The 18,125-nt window shown below is 65.2% G+C and carries 18 protein-coding genes; 12 read left to right on the forward strand and 6 right to left on the reverse strand.

Going from position 1 to position 18,125, the window contains the following annotated elements:
* Nucleotides 1-78 precede the first annotated feature (78 nt).
* The 7 genes from amiA to HMI60_RS00240 all read left to right on the forward strand — a co-directional run bounded on the left by amiA (nucleotide 79) and on the right by HMI60_RS00240 (nucleotide 8,032).
* Nucleotides 79-180: a streptamidine family RiPP gene (gene amiA / locus HMI60_RS21135; protein WP_242703463.1), complete on the forward strand. Its 102-nt coding sequence runs from the start codon at nucleotides 79-81 to the stop codon at nucleotides 178-180.
* A 73-nt stretch (nucleotides 181-253) separates the two neighbouring features.
* Nucleotides 254-982, forward strand: a complete 729-nt coding sequence (locus HMI60_RS00215) for a hypothetical protein (RefSeq protein ID WP_193590316.1) — start codon at nucleotides 254-256, stop codon at nucleotides 980-982.
* On the forward strand, nucleotides 979-2,088 hold the full coding sequence (locus tag HMI60_RS00220) for a CocE/NonD family hydrolase (protein ID WP_193590317.1): 1,110 nt from the start codon (nucleotides 979-981) through the stop codon (nucleotides 2,086-2,088). Before HMI60_RS00215 ends, HMI60_RS00220 begins: the two co-directional genes overlap by 4 nt.
* Nucleotides 2,085-3,476, forward strand: a complete 1,392-nt coding sequence (locus HMI60_RS00225) for a YcaO-like family protein (protein ID WP_193590318.1) — start codon at nucleotides 2,085-2,087, stop codon at nucleotides 3,474-3,476. Before HMI60_RS00220 ends, HMI60_RS00225 begins: the two co-directional genes overlap by 4 nt.
* Complete coding sequence (locus HMI60_RS00230) at nucleotides 3,476-4,624, forward strand: hypothetical protein (RefSeq protein ID WP_193590319.1); 1,149 nt, start codon at nucleotides 3,476-3,478, stop codon at nucleotides 4,622-4,624. The genes HMI60_RS00225 and HMI60_RS00230 overlap by 1 nt, the downstream gene beginning before the upstream one ends.
* A complete protein-coding gene (locus tag HMI60_RS00235) occupies nucleotides 4,611-6,374 on the forward strand; it encodes an ATP-binding cassette domain-containing protein (RefSeq protein ID WP_193590320.1) in 1,764 nt (587 codons plus the stop codon). Before HMI60_RS00230 ends, HMI60_RS00235 begins: the two co-directional genes overlap by 14 nt.
* Nucleotides 6,371-8,032 (forward strand): amino acid ABC transporter ATP-binding/permease protein, encoded by a 1,662-nt coding sequence (locus tag HMI60_RS00240; protein ID WP_193590321.1) that lies wholly within the window; start codon nucleotides 6,371-6,373, stop codon nucleotides 8,030-8,032. Before HMI60_RS00235 ends, HMI60_RS00240 begins: the two co-directional genes overlap by 4 nt.
* Nucleotides 8,033-8,079: 47 nt before the next feature.
* Here HMI60_RS00240 and HMI60_RS00245 read toward each other — a convergent pair whose 3' ends face one another.
* From HMI60_RS00245 to HMI60_RS00260, 4 genes are all read right to left on the reverse strand, one after another.
* Complete coding sequence (locus HMI60_RS00245; protein WP_193590322.1) at nucleotides 8,080-9,099, reverse strand: ABC transporter substrate-binding protein; 1,020 nt, start codon at nucleotides 9,097-9,099, stop codon at nucleotides 8,080-8,082.
* A gap of 40 nt (nucleotides 9,100-9,139) precedes the next feature.
* On the reverse strand, nucleotides 9,140-9,961 hold the full coding sequence (locus tag HMI60_RS00250; protein ID WP_193590323.1) for an ABC transporter ATP-binding protein: 822 nt from the start codon (nucleotides 9,959-9,961) through the stop codon (nucleotides 9,140-9,142).
* Entirely contained in the window at nucleotides 9,958-11,076 is a 1,119-nt protein-coding gene (locus tag HMI60_RS00255) for an iron ABC transporter permease (RefSeq protein ID WP_193590324.1), read from the reverse strand. Before HMI60_RS00255 ends, HMI60_RS00250 begins: the two co-directional genes overlap by 4 nt.
* Before the next feature lie 111 nt (nucleotides 11,077-11,187).
* Entirely contained in the window at nucleotides 11,188-11,751 is a 564-nt protein-coding gene (locus HMI60_RS00260) for a hypothetical protein (protein WP_193590325.1), read from the reverse strand.
* 102 nt (nucleotides 11,752-11,853) lie between these two features.
* Between HMI60_RS00260 and HMI60_RS00265 the strand changes: the two genes are divergently transcribed.
* Nucleotides 11,854-12,234, forward strand: a complete 381-nt coding sequence (locus HMI60_RS00265) for a VOC family protein (RefSeq protein ID WP_079582030.1) — start codon at nucleotides 11,854-11,856, stop codon at nucleotides 12,232-12,234.
* A gap of 57 nt (nucleotides 12,235-12,291) precedes the next feature.
* Here HMI60_RS00265 and HMI60_RS00270 read toward each other — a convergent pair whose 3' ends face one another.
* Nucleotides 12,292-12,741, reverse strand: a complete 450-nt coding sequence (locus HMI60_RS00270) for a DUF5997 family protein (RefSeq protein WP_018778440.1) — start codon at nucleotides 12,739-12,741, stop codon at nucleotides 12,292-12,294.
* 33 nt (nucleotides 12,742-12,774) lie between these two features.
* Here HMI60_RS00270 and HMI60_RS00275 point away from each other — a divergent pair, with 33 nt between their 5' ends.
* Complete coding sequence (locus HMI60_RS00275; protein WP_039239037.1) at nucleotides 12,775-13,500, forward strand: LysR family transcriptional regulator substrate-binding protein; 726 nt, start codon at nucleotides 12,775-12,777, stop codon at nucleotides 13,498-13,500.
* On the opposite strand, the gene HMI60_RS00280 is transcribed toward HMI60_RS00275, so the two are convergent.
* Nucleotides 13,501-14,199, reverse strand: a complete 699-nt coding sequence (locus tag HMI60_RS00280) for a GntR family transcriptional regulator (protein ID WP_193590326.1) — start codon at nucleotides 14,197-14,199, stop codon at nucleotides 13,501-13,503. It lies immediately after the preceding gene.
* A gap of 109 nt (nucleotides 14,200-14,308) precedes the next feature.
* On the opposite strand from HMI60_RS00280, the gene HMI60_RS00285 reads away from it, so the two are divergent.
* Genes HMI60_RS00285 through HMI60_RS00295 form a run of 3 tightly spaced genes read left to right on the forward strand, consistent with a single transcriptional unit; the run spans nucleotide 14,309 to nucleotide 18,119 of the window.
* The gene (locus HMI60_RS00285; RefSeq protein ID WP_079582029.1) at nucleotides 14,309-15,076 is read left to right on the forward strand and encodes a LamB/YcsF family protein; all 768 of its coding nucleotides are present in this window, start codon (nucleotides 14,309-14,311) and stop codon (nucleotides 15,074-15,076) included.
* A gap of 43 nt (nucleotides 15,077-15,119) precedes the next feature.
* On the forward strand, nucleotides 15,120-16,469 hold the full coding sequence (locus HMI60_RS00290; RefSeq protein ID WP_110504825.1) for an MFS transporter: 1,350 nt from the start codon (nucleotides 15,120-15,122) through the stop codon (nucleotides 16,467-16,469).
* A gap of 6 nt (nucleotides 16,470-16,475) precedes the next feature.
* On the forward strand, nucleotides 16,476-18,119 hold the full coding sequence (locus tag HMI60_RS00295; RefSeq protein WP_193590327.1) for a 5-oxoprolinase/urea amidolyase family protein: 1,644 nt from the start codon (nucleotides 16,476-16,478) through the stop codon (nucleotides 18,117-18,119).
* The last annotated feature ends 6 nt before the right edge of the window (nucleotides 18,120-18,125 follow it).

Genomic DNA, 18,125 nt, shown 5'->3' on the forward strand with positions numbered 1-18,125 from the left:
AATGGTTCTCATTAACTATAGTGTGACGTTGTCGCCGCAACAGCGGAGGCAACCACCACCACCGAAAGGAGACCAACCATGGAAAAGACCACGGTTCTGGTTGAAGTTGAAGAGACCGAGCAGCTGGCACACCTGTCGGCAACGCACTCGAATGCACTGGTCGAGAACCCGTTCGACTAGTCGCTAAGCCAGGGGGCGGGTGCGCCGGCGCACCCGCCCCCTTAGCTCCACCCCGCAACTTTCGGAAGGAACCATGGGCACCGCAATAGACAGCTTTGACGTCGCGGGAAGATCAACCATCCGCAGCGGTGACGGCGCCTTCTTCCATCTCCCGCCCTCGGCAGGAGGTGGCCAACACCTGGCGACAGGCGTCAGCGATGAACTGCTGCAACGCCGCCAGGCTGGCGCGCTTCCCCTCCCCGGAAGGGAGCTCATCGGGCTGGTAGCCCCCGAACCCGTTGCTGCCGCACTCCTGCCCGTGTTCCGCGAGGCCGGGGTGGACCTGGCGGTGGGTGACGACCGGGAGCCCGGCTCCGTAGGACTCCTCCTCCACCTGGCAACCATGCCCGCCGAGCGGAACCGCTTTGACGCACTGCCGGGCCGTGCGGCCGTGCTCCGCTTCTACGGAGAAGGCGACCTGGTCTTCGTAGATCCGCTGTCTCTTGAACCGGCAGACCCAACAGGGTGGCAGGTACTCCGGCGCAGGCTCGCGGCCTCACCGGCCGCCGCCGAACTGCGGGCCTGGCTGGATACCCCCGCTGCTGCCGCGGACTTCGCTCTCCAGGGCATGGCCATGGACCTGCTTACGGCCAGGCTGCTCACCATCATCACCGCCTGGCAAAGGAATTCACCGTCACTTGCCGCTCACCGGCGCACGCTCTGGCGGCTGGACACCCTGACGTTGGCAAACAGTGAACACCCCGTTCTGCCCTTCCCGGAACCCGCGAGCCTGGGCGAAGGCTTGCGGGCTCCGCTGCGATGAGACCCGCCACCGCGCTGGAGCACCTGGACATCACCGCTGACGACGGCGTTCGGCTTACCGCAGACCACTACCGCACACCAATGGAGGGGGAAGTCGAAGGGACGGTCCTGATCCGGACACCCTATGGACGGACCCAGTACGCGAATCAAGCCCACGCATGGTGTCGCGCCGGGTACGACGTAGTGGTCCAGGACGTCCGTGGGCGCTACGGGTCCGCCGGCACATGGAATCCCTATGACAAGGAGGGCCCTGACGGGGCTGCAACCGCCAAGTACCTCGCCGGCAACGGATTGCTCAACGGGCCCCTCATTTTGGCTGGAGCCTCCTACGACGCGCACTGTGCAGTTGAAGCGGCCCGGGTCTTGGAGGCGGCGCAGGTTCCGGAGGAAATACGGCGTCCGGAGGCAGCGGGACCCAAGCCATTGGCCGTGGTGGCGATGGTGCCGGCGCTTGGCCTCTATGAAACGGCCAGGGAACCCGATGGCACACCGCGCCTTCAGGACAGGATTGGCTGGTGGCACCAGCACGGTTTCGGCAAGGAGTCCGGCCACCCGTTACCCGCCGCAGAGCTCCGGAGGATATACCGGCAGGCTGAGGAACGCGGGATGGACTGGACGATTCACAACCTCATCGACGACGCCACGTATGGTCCGGGGTCCACCGCTGGTTGGAAGCGGCTCTGGGACGCCTCACCAGCCGATCTCCACGCCCTTTATGGCCAGCTGAACACGCCGCTCCTGATGATTTCGGGACAACGGGACTTCTTTGTTGCCGAAGCTGCGGACCTGGTGAGGGCCTGGGGCAGCGCAGCACCGCGGACCTTGGTGGAAACCCTTTGGGGACCATGGGGACACCGACTCGGCCACGACCTCGGCGCCGGAGCCGCCGCAGCACTCCGCGAACAGGGCGGCCTGATGGCCCGGATCAAGGACTTTCTGGGTGCTGCCAACGACTGGGATCCACCCGGCGCCCGGCCCGAGCCCCTTGGAAACCCGCGGCCGCCAGTCCTGCAGTGGGAACCCGGCGACCGACCACACACATGGCGCTGGGCGCCCGCCGCCCCCGGGACGCTGCCGCACCACCTGAACAACCACGGAGAATCATGACCACAACAGCCGAAGCCCTGGGCCTGCTTCCCATGCACACCTTGGTGGACGAACAGACCGGCATCATCCGCAGGGTCCGTCCTGTTCTCACCCCGGAGAACGCCCCACCCGCCTACACGTCCATGACCGCGGAGGTATCGAACGCGCGCTGGCTGGGTGACTGGCCCGCCGACCGCGTCTCACTGGGCACCACCTTCGGCGACAGCCGGCAAGCCTGGATCGCGGCCGTCGCCGAAGGCATGGAAAGGTACTGCGGCAACTTCATCCCCGCAGATCTCCCGGACCACCACTACTTCACCGGGACGGCCCGTGAGCTGACGGCGTCAGGCCGGGCCGCCGTCGGGCTTGAACAACTGCCGCGATTCGCGGACTGGCAGCTGGAGGGGGCGGCATTTCCCTACCGGAACCTCGACGCCGACACTCCAGCACTATGGACGGCGTGCAGGCGGGAATCGGACGGCTCTGAGGTGTGGCTTCCGGCGAGCCTCACCCTCCTGAACTGGCGGCAACGGCGCTTCCGTGACCTTCCCCGGATCCATCATCTGAACTACGCGGGGATCGCCACCGGCCAGGGCCGCGCTGATGCCACGGACAGGGCGGTGCTGGAAACCATCGAACGCGACGCCCTGGAACTGTGGTGGCATTTGGACGGTCCCACCCGCGGCATCAGGCCAGAGAGTGTTCCCGGTTTGGTGGACGACATGGCCGGTTGCCGGTTGCAGTACTGGGTGGTGGAAATGCCCAGTGAGTTCGCCCCCTGCATGGCTGCCTTGGTGTTCGACCCGGACACTGGGCTGTACGCTGCCGGGTTCTCCTGCAAGAACGATCCCGCTGAAGCGGCACGCAAGGCAGTCCTGGAGGCTGTCCACACCTGGATCTACTCCCAGGGTGCCACTGATGCCGATGGTTGGGTTTTCCAGGCAGTCGAGGCAGGGCTCATGGCCAAGGGGCTGTACCTGGAACACCGCGAAGACCGTCAATACCTGGACGACGTGGGGCCCGGATTCGGTGCAGTCCGCGACCTCGGTGCGCATGTACAGGTATGGCTTGATCCCCGGACACACGTCCTCGCGGAACGCTTCACCCAGCCTGCGGGTGGGCTGGTGGACGTTGCCGCCGTGGATGACGTGTCCATGCCGGAGCTCTACAGGCGGTTGGAAGCGGCCGGCCATACCGTATATACCCGCGAACTGACCACCCCCGACGTCGCGGTGACCGGCCTGAGTGTTGTCCGCGCTGTGGTGGGAGGACTGGTTCCCAACGCCCCGGCCGCTTTCGCCTATCTCGGCTGCCCCAGGTTCACCACGGCGGCCTTGAAGCGCGGGTGGCGTGAAACGGCGCCGGCACTGCCGGAGGACTTCACCCTCACCCCACCTCCCCACATGTAATGGACGTACCCCACGTGCTCCTTCCCTCTGGATTTGCCCGCGCCTGGAGCCACGAGGTTCCCGGTCCCCAGCAGCCGCCCGGTCCCCAAGGCGCCCCGGTACCCGGCACGGTTGAGCACCTGAGGCAGGATGGGCTGCCAGTGTCCGCCATGCTCCGGGCCATCTGGTGGAGCGAGGACTTCCACCCCAATCCCGCCACGGGACTGCCCGGCAAAGTGCGCAAACGCCCAGTGCCGTCGGCCGGCGGGTGCTACCCGGTGCAACTGCGGGTCCTCTGCGGGGAAGGCTGCGACGTGCCTCCCGGAACATACGTGTTTAACGGCTCCGGCTTTAGTGGCACCGGCGGTGACCTGCTTCGCCTGCGGAACCACGACGACGGTACCCCACCTCAAGGGGGTCCGCAGGCACCCGCGCGGGGCGCCGTCGTCGTGCTCACCGTGCTGCCGCAACGCACCCTGGCGAAGTATTACCACCGTGCGGGTCCGCTGCTGATCGCGGACGCTGCCTATGCGGCGGTGGCCCTGGTTCACCATGCCGCCGCCCAAGGTGTGGACGCCCGGTGGGATGTTGTTGCACCGGTCCGTTGGCCTGGCTCTGTCCCGGAGTTCGCGCTGGCCACGGTGTCTCTGGGGGTGTCTGCGGAGAGGTGCCTGCAGCGCCGTCATGACCGGATCGCCGGGGTTTCGCAAGTGCAGCTGGCTGCCCGCAGGAGCTGTGAGTTCTCCCGTTTGCGTGCCCGCCCGGCCGCCGGCGCGGGCCGGGTGGCTGAGGACCTCCTGGAGCGTTCCCTCCTTTCCTTCCCGGAGCCAACCCCTCCGTCCTGCAGCGCCCGCATCCTGTCCGCGGAGCCGCTCCGCGATCCGGAGCTGGCCGATCGATGTGCCGGGCAGCGCTGGATAGGAAACCTTGATGCCCTGGTGGTTTTCGAGACCCCGGGAACGCCAACCCCGGCCGCCATGTGGTGGGCCGCCACGTTGGCCGCCCACATCCTCTATACCGCGTTGGGGGCGGACCTGCCCCTGGAATTTCGGCCGGTAGGTGGCTGGACCGGCTCCCACAGCGGCTGGACAACGCTCCATGGACTGGGAATGGCAATCCGGAAACCACTCACCGCAAACCACGAAAGGGCCGCGCATGCTGGTCAATAAGAGGCTCTTCCAAATGACGGCCGGGCACCGCGGCCGACTGGCTGGGGTAACAGCCCTGCTCTGCATCACCACGGCGAGCTACTGGTTGCAGGCGTGGTTCCTGGCCCAGGCCCTGGCGGCCCTGGTGGTTCTGGTGCGGGTTCCCGGAAACCCCGACGGCGGCAGGTACGGGCCGCTGGTTCCGTACCTTGCAGGGGTTCTCGCGTGTGGCCTGGGGCGCCTTGTACTCCAGCAGTTCCACGCCCGGCTGGCCGGTTCCTTGGGCTCCGGGGTGCGGTTGCAGGTACGCCGAAAGTTGGCCGACAGCCTGCTCCAGCCCGAACGGCTCAGGGATACCTCGGACCGTGGTGGAGCCCGGCGGCTGGCCCTGAGCGAAGGTGTGGACGGAGTGGACAGCTACATCAGCCAGTACATTCCCCACGCTTTCCAACTGCAGGTAGTGGTGCCAACGCTTCTTGTCTGGATCGCGGGGCTGAATCCCTTGTTGGCTCTTGCGCTGGCCACTGCCGTGGCCGTGGCTGTTGGTGCGCCGAGGCTCTGGGGTAAGACCCTGGCGAAACGCGGACAGCAGCACTGGGACAGTTACGAGGCCCTTGGCGCCGACTTCCTGGAGGCCCTTCAAGGGATGCGGACCCTCAAGATCCTCCACGCCGTTCCCCGGACAAGAGCGCGGCTCCATCAGAGGTCGCAGGAGCTCCACCGGGCAACCGTCTCCACCATGCGCACGTCCCTGGTGGACACAGCGTTGGCGGACTTCGGGATCCAGGCAGGGATGCTGGCCGCCGCCGCGCTAGCCACATTCGCAGCGCTGGGGCAGGGGCCACTGCCCGGACCGGAGAGTGCGGCGACCACGTATTTCCTGCTGATGCTCTCGTCGGAAGTCTTCAGGCCTGTGCGGGATCTGGCACGCCAATGGCATGCCGGGTATCTGGGGCTCTCGGCTCTGGGGAGCATTGACGCAGCGGGAGGCGCGGACACCCGCTGTGGCCGTACGCCGGCGGGCGAAGCCCAGGTGCGTTTCGCGCCTGGTTCCCTTTCCGCGCTTGGTTCCCTTTCCGCGCCTGGGGTGCGTCCCGGCGTCGTGCCTCCCGGTGGTCTCACGCTGCACAACGTGAGCTTCCGATACTCAGCTGCGGACCCCTGGGTTCTGCGGGATGCGTCGGCGGAGATCCAGCCCGGCGGCCTCACCGCGCTGGCGGGGGTGTCAGGGGCGGGGAAGAGCACGTTGTTCGACCTTCTGCTGGGGTTCCTCCCAGCGGGGGACGGACATATTCGTCTGGACGGTCAACCACTCAGGCCCAGTGACGTCAGCGTGGTCTCACAACGCAGCTACCTCTTTCCCGGGACCATCCGGGAGAACTTCCGGGTGGTGGCGCCTGCTGCCACGGAGGAGGAAATCCAGCGCGTCGTGGAGATTGCCGGCCTGGCGGAAGAACTATGGCAGTGGCCCCAAGGCCTGGACACTGTGCTGTCCGAAGGGGGCGGATCCGTCTCGGGAGGCCAGCTCCAGCGGCTTTCGATTGCACGGGCACTCCTGGTGGACAGGCCGGTTCTCCTGCTGGACGAGCCAACGTCCGCCCTCAACACCGAGCTCGCTGGGCGGGTGTTGGAGGGGCTTCGCCGCGAAGCCGGACGCCGGATTGTGCTCATGATCGCCCACCGGCCCGAAGCCCTCGCTGCCGCTGACACCGTACTCCGCCTGGCACAAGGCCAACTCCAAACACAGCAACAGGAAGCAGCCACGTCATGAGCCTCACCACACGCACACCCCGCAACCCGCTCCTGGGCCTGGTTCCGCACATGTCCGGCGAGTGGGCAGGGATAGTCTGGACCGCCGTTGTGGGCGTCCTGAACAATCTGGCGCTGATTGTCCTGGCGGTTGTGGGTTCCTACGTTGTGGCGCTGGCTGTGATGAGGCAGGAGTCCGCAGCCGCCGAATGGTGGGTTGCCGGGGTGGTGGCCGTGGTGCTCAGGGCGGTGCTGACGTGGCATGAGATGGATATCTCGCACAGCATTGCGTACCGGATCCTGGCCGCGCTGCGCATGGCACTCTTTGACGGTTTCGCGCGCGGTGTCCCTTCCCGCAAGCCGGACCAGCACACTGGAAAACTCGCCGCCACGGCCATGGGCGATGTTGAAAAGCTGGAGTTCTTCTACGCCCACACGGTTGCCCAGCTGGCTGGCTCCGCAGTGCTGTTCGTGGCCGGGGTAGCTGTGGTGTGGCCGCTGGGGCCGGGCCTGGCCGGGGCCTTGCTGCTGGGGTTCGTGGCGCTGGTAGCGGTGACACTGCCGGGATTGCGCCGGGGCGCCGAGCTGGGTGTGAGGGTGCAGGAGGCCAGGTCCGGGGTGTCGGTACTCGCCGTGGACCTGCTGGCCGGCACCCGCGAGATCCTGGGATTCGGACTGCGGGAGCACGCGCAACGCCAACTGGAGGACCAGAGCCTGGCAGTGGATGCCGGCCAGCGCAGGCTCAACTCTTTCCTTACGATGGCAGCGTCCTTGCGCGAGTTGTGTGTCCTGGGCACCGTGGTGGCGGTCTTCCTTGCTGCCATCTCACAACCCGGGCTGGATCCTGTGTGGCTGCCCGCCTTGGTGGCCGGCACTTTGACCCTCCTGGCTCCGGTGGCCGAGGGCGTTGCCACCGTAACCCAGCTCCAGCCGCACCGTGCCAGTGCCCGGCGCGTTGGGGAGGGCATCAGCCTGCCCTCGGCCGCAATGGTTTCGGGCCCCATCGTTGACTTCAACCCCAAGGGGCCGCTGGGTCTGGAGGTCCGGAACCTGCAGTTCACCTACGACGACGGCGCGCCGGCTTTGCGCTCGACGTCCCTGTCGGTGGCGCCCGGCGAGCATGTGGGGATCAGTGGCCCCTCCGGTGCAGGAAAGACCACACTGGCCCGGCTGATGTTGCGCCTGTGGGTGCCGGATGCGGGGAGGATCGCCTTGGTGTCGCCCAGCGGGGAGTCCGTGGACGCTTGGGCGGTGGACGAGGCGTCGTTCCGGCGCATGGTCACCTTGGTGGAGCAGGACGCCCCGGTTTTCCACGGTTCTGTCATGGACAACATGCGCTTGGCCCGCCCCGCGGCAACTGAAGCCGACGTCCTGTCAGCCTTGGACCTGGCCGGGCTTCCGCTCACCGGCGAACGATGGGCGGATGGCGTGGATACCGTGATCGGCGAGCAAGGGGTGAGCCTGTCCGGGGGTGAGCGTGCCCGCTTCTGCTTGGCGAGGGCCCTGCTGATCAAGCCCAGGATCCTGGTGCTGGATGAAACCACAGCCAGCCTGGATCCTGCCTCGGAGCGTGCCCTGGTGGAGGCTGTTGCTGCGATCGCCGGCGACACCACGGTGATCACGGTGTCCCACAGGGAGTCAACCCTGGCCGCATGTCACCGACGGGTGCAGCTGGGCTAGCGTCCCTCTTCCCCCGCCCGTCCTCTCGGGCGGGGGTTTTGGAGGGTTTAGAACGCGTCGGGGTGGAGGCCCTTGGCGATCTGCTCTACGGCGCGGAGGTTGCCCCAGGTTCCGGGCATGACGTCAGCGGAATCGATGGCCACCAATCGCTGGTTCTTCACGGCGTCTACCTCAGGGAATTTCTCCTGAAGGAAGGTGCGGGTGGCGTCCTCGTGGGCCTTGTCCAAGGTGGTGAATACGATGACCTCGGGGTTCTTCTGCACCAGCGTCTCAGGGGAGATCATGGCAGAGAAGAACTTGGCGAAGGCTTCATCGGACGGGCTGAAGAGGTTCTCGCCACCGGCAGTCTTGATCATGTCGTACTCGATCCCTGCCCCGATGGCCGCAATGGAGTTCCCTTCAACAAACAGCTCCACCACGGTGGGCTTCTCCTTGCCTTCCACCTTTGACTCAACCGAAGCCAGCACCTCAGCTGCTTCCGTCCTAACGGCTGACGTACGCTCACCCGCGCCAACTACAGCGCCGATGTTCTCGATATCCGTGAGAATGTCCTTGACCTCGGCCTTGCTCCGTCGTTCCATGCAGCCCGCTGTTGCTATGTAGGACTCAGCCCCTGCGGCTTTGAGTTGTTCGATGCTCGCAAAGCCCTGCTCGGCAGTGAATTCATATGCTGTGGGGGAGTACACGAAATCGGGGTTGGCGCCCAGCAGGACTTCGCGCGACGGCGGCATCTGATCGCTCAGCTGCTGCACGTTACCGCGCTCCTTCAGTTCCGGCAGCAGCTCGCTGCCTTTGGTCTGTGCCTCGGCCACTACCTTGTCCGCGGCGCCCAGCTTCACCAAGAGCTCGGACTGTCCGGGAGTCATGGCCACCACCCGCTGGGGAACAGAGGTGAAGGTCAGAGTGCGGCCGCAGTTCTCGATTGATCCGGCGGGCTGCGCAGCGACACCGGCGTTTTCCTTGGCGGGTGTTTGGCTGACTGCTTGACCGCAGCCGGACAACAGCATTCCGCTGAGTGTCATCACGCTCAGGACTGCAGTGGTTTTGGGCAGGGTGGATTTCTTCATGGGTGTTCCTCCAGTTGGTTGTAGCGGGTGATGGGTAGGTTCAATGGCGGGCGGTGGAGAACTCCGCGTCCTGGCTGGGTGGGGGCGCCTGTTCCGGCGTCTTCGCTGCGATGGCGATCAGCGCCCGCCCGGTCAAAGGATGCTCCAACGTCCGGGATTCAACACCGAAGCAGCCGCGGATCAGTTGAGGGTCCAGCAGTGTTGACGGCGGCCCGAAAGCCTGCAGCCGCCCGGACTGCAGCACTGCCACCTGGTCACAGAATTCCGCCGCGAGGTTCATGTCATGCAGGGCCGCAAGCACAGTCCTTCCCCGCGAAGTGACCAGATGCATCAGCTCCAATTGGAAGGCGACATCGAGGTGGTTGGTAGGTTCATCCAGGACCAGGACCGGTGCTTCCTGAACAAGTGCCCGCGCCAGGAGGACCCGCTGCTTTTCCCCGCCGGACAACCCCGCAAAGTAGCGGTCGGTCAGGGAGGAGGCTCCGACGTCGAGCATTGCTTGGTGGACGAGGTGGTGGTCCCGGTCCGAATCGGCACCGAATCCGCGCTGATGCGGGGCTCGGCCCAGCATCACAACCTCGCGGGCTGTCATGGGAAAGTCCTGGCTGGTTTCCTGGGCCATCACGGCCACGCGGAGCGCAGCCTGCCGGGAGTTGAGGGCGCGGACATCCTGGCCGCCTACGGTGACGGTCCCCGAGGTTGGTTTGTTCACCCGGTACAGGGCACGCAGAAGTGTGGATTTGCCGCATCCGTTGGGGCCCAGAATGCCAACCACGGAGCCGCTGGGTGCAGTAAAAGTGACGTCGTGAACCACGGGGGTGCCGCCAAGGGCGATGCTGACGTTGAGGAATTCCACTTTCATCGCTTGATGCCACCCCGTACGGCGCCGTTGCCACGCATGAGCCACAGGAAGAAGGGTGCTCCGACGGTAGCGGTGAGGATGCCCAAGGGAATCTCGGCCGGTTGCGCCACCGTGCGGGCCAGCAGGTCAGTGAGCATGAGGAAAAGGGCCCCGCCAAAGATGGTGACGGGCAGCATGCGGCGGTGATCTGAGCCCACCAGCATGCGCGCTGCGTGCGGCACCACCAAGCCAACAAATCCGATGCCGCCGCAGACGGCAACCGTAGTTGCAGTCAGCAACGCCGTGGCCAGCAAGAGTGTCCGACGCAGCGATTCCACATTGACGCCCAGGGCCGTGGCTGTTTCGTCACCGGCCAGGAAGGCGTTGAGCGCGCGGGATCGGAGCATGGCGAAGACGCTGATGGCCACGAGTGCCACGCCCGGCGGCAGCAGTTGCGGATAGGTGGCTGCGGAAACGCTGCCCAACAGGAAAAACAGCACACTGTAGACGTTCTGGGCATCGGTGGTGATGGTCAGGAAGTTGGTAATTGCGGAAAGGAGTGAGCCCAACGCCACGCCCGCCAGGATGAGCCGGGAGGGTGCAATCACCCCGTCCTGTTTCGCGAGCAAGTACACCAGGGCCGTCGCGGCCGCAGCTCCCGCGAAAGCCGACGCATTCAAGCCAAGCCCGCCAACCGCCGTCGAGCCTGCCACGATGGCCAGAACGGCCCCCACTCCCGCCCCGGCTGAAACGCCCAGGATGTAGGGCTCGGCAAGTGGGTTGCGGACGTTCGCCTGGAGGAGGGCCCCGGCCAGCGCCAGGCTGGCTCCGGCAATGCCGGCCAGGAGCGCGCGGGGGAGCCGGAAGCTCCACACGGCCTGGTCCTGGGACACGGTGAGTGAGCCGTCGGACATCCATGGCAGGCCAGGGATCAGGTGTCCGGCCATGATCTGCAGCGATTCAAGGAACGTTGTTTGCAGTGGCCCGGTGCTGCCCGAGACCACCAGGAGCACCACGATTCCGAGTACCAGCAGGGGTGTCAGCAATCGTTCAAGCGCTGACCTGCGTGGGCGGGCGGGGCTGGCTGCTGGGGCGGGGCGGTTGCCACTGACTGGGCGTTCGAGGTCAGCGGTCATGGAGGTGTCCAATCACGCACCGACACTATCTTAAATGAGAATGATTCGCATATGTCTCGTGCGGAGTTGGTATTCAGTGTCCGTGTTGTTGGGTGGGATTGCTATTGGATGTCACCTGGGCGCGGGTGAACCAGCCGCGGCAACGCCCGCGGCGAGTTCGGCGGCGGCGAGGGCTTCGGCCAGGCGCTCGACGGCGGCGCGATAGTCGGTGCCGGCAGTCACCCGGCAGTACTCGGCTTCCCGCATGGCCCTGGTGAGTGCCGCCGTTTCCGCAGTCCGAACGTCCGTCATGGCCGGAAAATCGATGGCCTGCGCGGGGTCCAGTTCGTAGCGGCGCCACTGGGCAAGGATGTGGGCATGGAGGGCGGCATCGTCAGCAAACCCGGCACGACGGCGGGGCTCAGCTGCGTGGATCCGCTCCACTTTGCGGGCGCCGGCGAAGGTGGTCGCAGCGGTTGCAAAGCACACGAAAACCATGATGACCCCGGCTGGCGGCCACTGCACTGACGGCACCAAAACAGCGGGCATTATGACCACGAGCCCGGCGAACACGTCCCAAAAAAGCCCGTCCGGCTCCGAGCCACGTCCATGCGTGAGTTTCTTATGCAAGACGTACGTGGTTGCCGCAGTTGCAAGAACCAGGGCAACGCCCCACAGGAGCATCATGGCGGGCATCGGACACCTCCAGGCGACTTCGCTGCTATTGATTCAGTATGCGCCAGCGCGTGAGTGGACGCGAGGGGTCATCTGTCGTACCCCCGGCGTAGCCTTGGCACCATGAGACTGAAAATGTGCAGCATCCACGTCAAGGACCCGGCAGCAGCTCACACGTTCTACACGGAGACGCTGGGGTTTGAGACCCTGATGGCCATGCCCGAGTACAACCTCTTCATTATCAAGAATCCCGGAGCGGACAACAATGCAACCGGGCTGCTGCTGGAACCCAGCGACAACCCGATCGGCGCGAACTACATGAACGCCGTCTACGAAGCCGGGATGCCCGCTGTTGTCCTGGGCGTTCCGGATGTCCAGGCCGAGTACCAACGCCTGCTGGCTGCAGGAGTGACTTTCAAGGGCGAGCCGGCCGAGGATCCGTCAGGAATCAGCGCAGTTTTCGACGACGGTTGCGGCAACTTCGTCCAGCTCCACCAGGACTAGCGCTTAAAAGAGTTGCGGCCGGAGACCACCGGTCCCCGGCCGCACCTTTCAGAAAACTTACGCGTGGTCGCGCTTGGACGTCTTGGGAGCGTCGCGCTTTGCGGCGGCGTTGTCCCGGGCTTCCTTGGTGGCGGCCTTCCTGGCAGCCTCTTCCTTCACACGCTGTGCCTCGGAGCGGACAGCGGCGTGGGTGGCACGCTCGGTGACCAGCCACTGCGGGGGAGCCTGCAGCAGCTCGGTGATTTCCGCCGTCGTGAGTGCATCTTCAACGCCGCCGCGGGCCAGGCCGCTGATGGAGACGTTGAGTTTCTGTGCCACGACGGGACGCGGGTGCGGGCCGTTGCGGCGGAGTTCGGCGAGCCACTCCGGCGGGTTTGCCTGAAGTTCGGCGAATTCCTCGCGGGTGATGGACGAATCCTGGAATTCCTGGGGTGTCGCGGGCAGGTAGATGCCGAGTTTCTTGGCGACTGTTGCCGGCTTCATGGACTGGGAGTTCGAGGACGTCATGCTTCAAGGGTATCTGGCCGGTACTGTGAGTGTGTGCCAGATGCTGAAGATTCCGCCGAAACCTCCGAGTCCCAACCCGGGCTTCGCTTCGCCTACGTGGCGGGCGTTACCCCCGGCAAGTGGATCCGCCGGTGGGAAGAACGGATGCCGGATGTCGCGCTGCACGCGTTCATGTCCGACGACGACGCGCAGCTTTCGGTGCTGCGCGACGGTTCCGCGGACCTCAGCTTTGTCAGGTTGCCCGTGGACCGCGAAGGTCTGAACGTCATCCCTTTGTATGAAGAGCAGCCGGTGGTCGTGGCGCCCAAAGGCCACGAAATCTCGGTGTTCGAGGAAGTGGCGCTGGATGACCTGGCGGAGGAAAACTTCCTTGACGTAGGGGAAATGGGTGGCCCGGACATGGCCCTCCAGGTGGTTGCTTCCGGAGCCGGGCTGGTGATCATGCCCATGTCGGTCGCCAGGCATTTGAACGCCAAGGACACTGTCATGCGGCGTTTGACGGGTGCGCCCGGAACACAGATCGGCTTGGCGTGGCCGGTGGGAACGGATTCGCCGGTGATCGAGGAATTCATTGGAATCGTGCGGGGCAGGACGGCCCAGAGCTCGCGCCAACCATCCGCCCAACAGGAAAAGCCCAAGAAAGCACCCAAGCCTGATCGTCGTGGCGGGGGCCCCAAAAAGCCTGCCGTCGCACAGCGCTACGCTCCCAATCCTGACAAGGGCCGGGGCAAGGGTTCGCGCAAGAAGGGCAAGCGCTGACTACTCGCCGTGGATGGCAGCCTGCTGCTGTTCCGAACGGTTGAGATAGGCCAGGAGCAGGTCGCCCGCACGTTCCAGTTCGCCGGCCTCCAGTGCAGCGCAGATCTGCTCGTTTTCTGCGAGCCAGTCACTGTAGAAATGTGCGTTCATGGTGGCCTTGTGGAAATAGAGCCGCATCTCGGCCAGGATCTGGGCCATGATCGTGTTCAGCCGGTTGCTTTCCGCGAGGGCAACGATCGCTCCATGGAAATGCTGGTTGGCGCTGCCCAGACCTTCATTGTCATTGGCGGCCGCAGCCAGCTTTCCCTCTTCGACGGCGGCCCTGACGGCGGCGACGCGCTCCGGTGAGCCGCCTGCGCGAATGGAACTGACCTCGATGGCACGGCGCACGGTGTAGACATCGTGGATGTCACCGGCTTCAAGGGTGGCCACATATACGCCCTTGTTTGGCTGCCGGATGAGCAGTCTCTCGCCGGCGAGTTCGGCAAACGCTTCACGCACGGTGTTCCGGGAGACTCCCAGATCTTCTGCGATGGTGGCTTCAGTGAGTTTGGCGCCCGGAACAAGGAAGCCTTCGGCCAGTTGATAGCGCAGTTCCTCTGCGACCCGCTCAGCCACGGACGGCACCCTGAGGCGCATCCTGGCGCGCGCGCCGTCGAAGCCAGCATGTTCGCTTGATTCCTGATCTGCACTGGCCATGACTCCAAAATTACACGATTGCCGAAAATTCGGATCGCTGGATTGTTGAACAATCCAGCGAATTGGTGCATGCTGGATGTAACGCACATCACGAGGCAGGGATCACACCATGGCAACCATCGATCTGAACAGCGACGTCGGCGAGTCCTTCGGGCGCTGGACACTCGGGGACGACGCTGCCATGTTCCAGTCCGTTTCCAGTGCCAACGTTGCATGCGGATTCCACGCCGGCGACCCCAGCGTCATCCGCAGCACCTGCGCGAAGGCGGTCCAGGCCGGCGTCGTGATTGGTGCCCATGTCGGCTACCGCGACCTCGCGGGTTTCGGCCGCCGCTTCATGGATATCGATCCCAAGGAGTTGGCGGACGATGTCGTGTACCAGATCGGGGCCTTGCAGGCTCTGGCGGCCACTACGGGAGCGCGCGTCGAATACGTCAAGCCCCATGGTGGCCTGTACAACGCAATCGTGAAGCACACAGCCCAGGCGCGGGCAGTAGTGGAAGCTGTGAAATCGGTGGACCCCAACCTCCCGATTCTTGGCCTTCCCGGCTCCGAAGTCCTGCGTATCGCTGAGGAAGCCGGCCTTCGGGGCGTTTCCGAAGCCTTCGCGGACCGCGCCTACAACCCGGACGGAACCCTCGTTTCCCGTTCCCAGCCGGGTGCCGTCCTGCATGATCCGGCCGAAGTGGCCGAACACGTCCTGCGCATGGCCACCGAACAGTCGGTAAAGGCAATCGACGGTTCCATCCTCAAGATCCGCGCAGAGAGCATCTGCGTGCATGGTGACTCACCGGGAGCCGTTGCTATGGCTACCGCGGTGAAGTCCGTACTGGGCGAGGCCGGCGTAGCCGTCGGCTCGTTCCTCCCATCCGTTTGAACCTGGGCTCCGCACCACACACCTCATCCCCCCGGAGGGCATCATGACCAGCACCAACAACGCAGCAAAGGCAGTGACAAGGAAGCCACCGCCCGGCGCACTCAAGGCCTACGTCGCAAGCCTGACCGGCACCTCGCTGGAGTACTACGACTTCGCCATCTACTCGGTGGCCTCGGCCCTCGTGTTCCCAAAGATCTTCTTCCCGGGCAACGACGAATTCGTTGCGCTGCTCCTCTCCTTCTCAGCGTTCGCAGTTGGTTATCTTGCACGCCCGATCGGTGGCATCATCTTCGGCCGCCTCGGCGACAAGGTCGGGCGCAAGTACGTCCTGGTCTTCACTTTGGTCCTGATTGGCGTGGCCACTGTCCTCATCGGTGCGCTGCCCGATTACTCCGTGATCGGTGTTGCGGCTCCCACCATCCTTGTCCTCCTGCGGCTCGCCCAGGGCATCGGCGTAGGTGGTGAGTGGGGAGGCGCGGTACTGCTGTCCAGTGAATTCGGCGATCCCAACAAGCGCGGATTCTGGTCCTCGGCAGCCCAGATCGGCCCGCCCGCAGGCAACCTCATGGCCAACGGCGTCCTCGCCATTCTTGCCGCCAGCTTGAGCAACGAAGCGTTCCTCTCCTGGGGTTGGCGCGTAGCCTTCCTTGCCTCCGCACTCCTCGTGGTGTTTGGCCTGGTCATCCGCCTCAAGCTCGAAGAAACCCCGGTCTTCAAAGCCATCCAGGCCCAAGGCGACCGCCCGAAGGCCCCCATCAAGGAAGTCTTCACCCAACAGCCCAAGGCCCTGGTGGCAGCCGCCCTCTCCCGGGTCTGCCCCGACATCCTTTACGCGCTGTTCACAGTGTTCGTGGCCGTTTATGCCACCAAGGAACTGGGCATGACCACCGGCAACGTACTGTCCGCCATCCTGATCGGGTCAGCTTTCCAGCTCTTCCTGATCCCTCTGGCCGGCTCACTGACTGACCGCTTCAACCGTCGTTGGGTTTATGGCATCGCTGCAGCCGCAACCGCTGCGTTCATCCCGCTGTTCTTCCTGATGATCCAGGGCAGGTCTGTGCTCATGCTGACCATCGGCACGGTCATCGGATTGGCATTGCATGCCTTCATGTACGGTCCCCAGGCGGCTTTCATCACCGAACAGTTCCCGGCGAGGCTCCGTTATGCGGGCAGCTCGCTGGCGTACACCCTGGCCGGCGTGATCGGCGGAGCGGTTGCACCGATCATTTTCACAGCGCTCTACGGTGCGGCGAATCACGGCTGGTACCTGATTGCTGTTTACATTCTGGTGGCATCCGTTGTCACCATCGTGGGCATGCTCCTGGGTCGCGATCCGGAGCCTGAAGAGGAAGAGCGCTTGTTGCAGGCGGCGCAGTCCCAGCCGGCAGTGTAACGAGTCATGGAAACCGCAATGCACACCACCACCGCAAAAAAGGTACTCTCCGTCAGGCCGGTTGGCACGCGTGCTGTCCTGGCCGAACTGGACGGACTGCAGGATGTCCTGGCCCTCCAGGACATGCTGTACAAGTCCCCGCTCCCGGGACAGGTGGACGTTCTCGCCGCTGCTGAAACAGTGATGGTGGTGGGTGAGTCCGCCGCCGCTACCCGCGCCATCGGCGCCCGGCTGCTCGAGTTGGAACTCACCGTTCCGGAGGTTACTGACTCCGGGCTGGTGGTCATCGACACCGTGTACGACGGCGACGACCTCGCCGACGTCGCGGAGCTGACCGGCCTGAGCGTCGACGGCGTCATTGCGGCCCACGCCGGTCAGGTCTGGACCGTTGCCTTCGCGGGCTTCGCACCGGGTTTTGGGTACATGGTGGGCGAAAACGAGGTCCTTACCGTGCCTCGACGTTCGTCCCCGCGCACAGCGGTCCCGGCCGGTTCCGTCGCCCTCGGTGGCCAGTACTCGGCCGTCTACCCCCGCCGTTCCCCGGGCGGCTGGCAGCTGATCGGCCGGACCGGTGCACGGATGTGGGACCTGAACCGTCCGCAACCGGCACTCGTGAGGCCCGGCGACCGGGTCCAATACCGGGCCGTCCGCGAGGTTGTCACTGCCTCGGCCCATGATTCCGACGCCGATTCAGACCACCACACGGGACCGGGCCTGCGGATTCTCAACCCAGGTGCCCTGAGCCTCATAGAGGACCTCGGCCGCCGCGGATTCGGCCCGCTCGGCGTCTCCGCGGCCGGTGCCCTGGACCGGGCCTCCCTCCGCAGGTCCAACCGCCTGGTGGGCAATGCCCCTTCTGCGGCGGCCATTGAGTCCGTCAACGGCGGGCTGACTGTGGAAGCTGTTGGAGACCAAGTCCTTGCCGTCACCGGTGCGCCGACAACGCTGACCGTCCAGTCGCCGTCGTGGTTTGACGACGACGGCGACGAAGTCAGTCCCGGCGGCCAGCGGACCGTTCCCATGGCTGCACCTTTCGCACTGCTCGACGGCGAAGTCCTCACCTTGGGCGCCCCCGAGTCGGGATTCCGGAACTACGTGGCAATCCGCGGCGGAGTGGATGTGCCCGAGGTTCTTGGGAGCCGTTCGGCAGACACGATGTCCGGCATCGGGCCTGCCCCGCTGGTCATCGGCCAGGAGCTTCCCGCCGGTGACGCCACCGAATCAACAGCGGTGGGCAGCCCTGAGCTGCAACCCGGCTTCCCGGACGAGGGCGTCACGGTGCTGGACGTCGTTCCCGGCCCGCGCGCCGATTGGTTCGACCAGGCTGCGCTCGACTCCCTCACGAGCCAGGACTGGCTGGTCACGCCGCAGTCCAACCGTGTGGGCATGCGACTGGACGGCACCCCGTTGAAGCGGACCCGCGAAGGCGAGCTTCCCAGTGAGGGCACCATGGCGGGTGCGCTCCAGATCCCGCCTGCCGGACTGCCGGTCCTGTTCCTGGCGGACCATCCGATTACCGGTGGCTATCCCGTGATCGGCGTGGTGCGTGATGAGCACCTGGACCGCGCAGCGCAGGTGCCCATCGGCGGCCGTATCCGATTCCGGTTCGTCCACGATTCCCCAGACTTCAGCACAACCCCAGAGAAGTGAGTATTT

Origin of the sequence: Paenarthrobacter sp. YJN-D, from assembly GCF_015040335.1 — a bacterium.
GTDB classification, from domain to species: Bacteria; Actinomycetota; Actinomycetes; order Actinomycetales; family Micrococcaceae; genus Arthrobacter; species Arthrobacter nicotinovorans.

What these genes read in the sequence shown, in the direction of transcription:
- HMI60_RS00215 (WP_193590316.1), top strand. Translation starts at nt 254, where the DNA reads ATGGGCACCGCAATAGACAGCTTTGACGTCGCGGGAAGATCAACCATC.
- HMI60_RS00250 (WP_193590323.1), bottom strand. Translation starts at nt 9,961, where the DNA reads ATGAAAGTGGAATTCCTCAACGTCAGCATCGCCCTTGGCGGCACCCCC.
- HMI60_RS00265 (WP_079582030.1), top strand. Translation starts at nt 11,854, where the DNA reads ATGAGACTGAAAATGTGCAGCATCCACGTCAAGGACCCGGCAGCAGCT.
- HMI60_RS00245 (WP_193590322.1), bottom strand. Translation starts at nt 9,099, where the DNA reads ATGAAGAAATCCACCCTGCCCAAAACCACTGCAGTCCTGAGCGTGATG.
- HMI60_RS00235 (WP_193590320.1), top strand. Translation starts at nt 4,611, where the DNA reads ATGCTGGTCAATAAGAGGCTCTTCCAAATGACGGCCGGGCACCGCGGC.
- HMI60_RS00220 (WP_193590317.1), top strand. Translation starts at nt 979, where the DNA reads ATGAGACCCGCCACCGCGCTGGAGCACCTGGACATCACCGCTGACGAC.
- HMI60_RS00295 (WP_193590327.1), top strand. Translation starts at nt 16,476, where the DNA reads ATGGAAACCGCAATGCACACCACCACCGCAAAAAAGGTACTCTCCGTC.
- HMI60_RS00280 (WP_193590326.1), bottom strand. Translation starts at nt 14,199, where the DNA reads ATGGCCAGTGCAGATCAGGAATCAAGCGAACATGCTGGCTTCGACGGC.
- HMI60_RS00225 (WP_193590318.1), top strand. Translation starts at nt 2,085, where the DNA reads ATGACCACAACAGCCGAAGCCCTGGGCCTGCTTCCCATGCACACCTTG.
- amiA (WP_242703463.1), top strand. Translation starts at nt 79, where the DNA reads ATGGAAAAGACCACGGTTCTGGTTGAAGTTGAAGAGACCGAGCAGCTG.
- HMI60_RS00255 (WP_193590324.1), bottom strand. Translation starts at nt 11,076, where the DNA reads ATGACCGCTGACCTCGAACGCCCAGTCAGTGGCAACCGCCCCGCCCCA.
- HMI60_RS00260 (WP_193590325.1), bottom strand. Translation starts at nt 11,751, where the DNA reads ATGCCCGCCATGATGCTCCTGTGGGGCGTTGCCCTGGTTCTTGCAACT.
- HMI60_RS00230 (WP_193590319.1), top strand. Translation starts at nt 3,476, where the DNA reads ATGGACGTACCCCACGTGCTCCTTCCCTCTGGATTTGCCCGCGCCTGG.
- HMI60_RS00240 (WP_193590321.1), top strand. Translation starts at nt 6,371, where the DNA reads ATGAGCCTCACCACACGCACACCCCGCAACCCGCTCCTGGGCCTGGTT.
- HMI60_RS00270 (WP_018778440.1), bottom strand. Translation starts at nt 12,741, where the DNA reads ATGACGTCCTCGAACTCCCAGTCCATGAAGCCGGCAACAGTCGCCAAG.
- HMI60_RS00290 (WP_110504825.1), top strand. Translation starts at nt 15,120, where the DNA reads ATGACCAGCACCAACAACGCAGCAAAGGCAGTGACAAGGAAGCCACCG.
- HMI60_RS00285 (WP_079582029.1), top strand. Translation starts at nt 14,309, where the DNA reads ATGGCAACCATCGATCTGAACAGCGACGTCGGCGAGTCCTTCGGGCGC.